At 75.1% G+C, this 770-nt stretch carries 1 protein-coding gene; it reads left to right on the top strand.

What is annotated here, in order from left to right; all coding sequences use genetic code 11:
• Positions 1-770: sensor histidine kinase (locus tag TN53_RS41360; RefSeq protein ID WP_046264044.1), on the top strand; the 770-nt coding region annotated here is incomplete at both ends.

The raw sequence follows: 770 nt of genomic DNA, 5'->3' as shown, positions 1-770 counted from the left end.
CGCGACCGTGGCCGCCGTCGTGGACCGCTCGCTGCGGCTGTCGAGGCGCTCGGCACGGGCCACCGCCGAGGCGGAGACCATGTCCTCGCTCGCGGGCAGCATCGTCCGCGGCGGCGCGACGATTCCGGCCCTGCTGGAACGTACGCGGGAGACCTTCGGTATGGACTCGGCCGAACTGGTCGACGAGCCGCCCGATACGGGCGCGGAGGCGGCCGTCGTCGTCCCCGCGGGCTCCGGATCCCATCTGGTCCTGCGCGGCCGGGTCCTGCCGTCCTCCGAGCGGCGCGTGCTGGCCGCCTTCGCCGCCCACGTGGGTGCCGCCGTCGAACGGGCCCGGCTGGCCGAGGCCGCCGCCGAGGTCGAACCGGTCAGGGCCGCCGACCGCATGCGTACGGCACTGCTGCGGGCGGTCGGCCACGACCTGCGCACCCCGCTGGCCGCCGGCTGGGCCGCCGTCGCCTCGCTGCGCAGCCGGGACGTGGAGTTCTCGCCCGAGGACCGGGACGAACTCCTCGCCACCGCCGACGAGTCCATGGCCAGGCTGAGCAGGCTGGTGGAGAACCTGTTGGACATGAGCCGTCTCCAGGCGGGCGCGCTGACCCTGAACCTGCGCGCCACCACTCTGGAAGAGGTCCTTGCCGCAGCCCTGGACTCGCTGCCCGCGGACGCGCCCGAGGTCGCGGTCCGGGACCTGGAGGCGTTCCCGGCGGTGCTGGCCGATCCGCCGCTGCTGGAGCGGGTGATCGCCAACATCGTCGGCAACGCCGCCC

Origin of the sequence: Streptomyces sp. WM6386, from assembly GCF_000972385.1 — a bacterium.
In the GTDB taxonomy this organism is placed as follows: Bacteria; Actinomycetota; Actinomycetes; order Streptomycetales; family Streptomycetaceae; genus Streptomyces.
The sequence above is the reverse complement of the archived record's forward strand: the minus strand, read 5'-3'. Positions and strand labels throughout refer to the sequence as shown.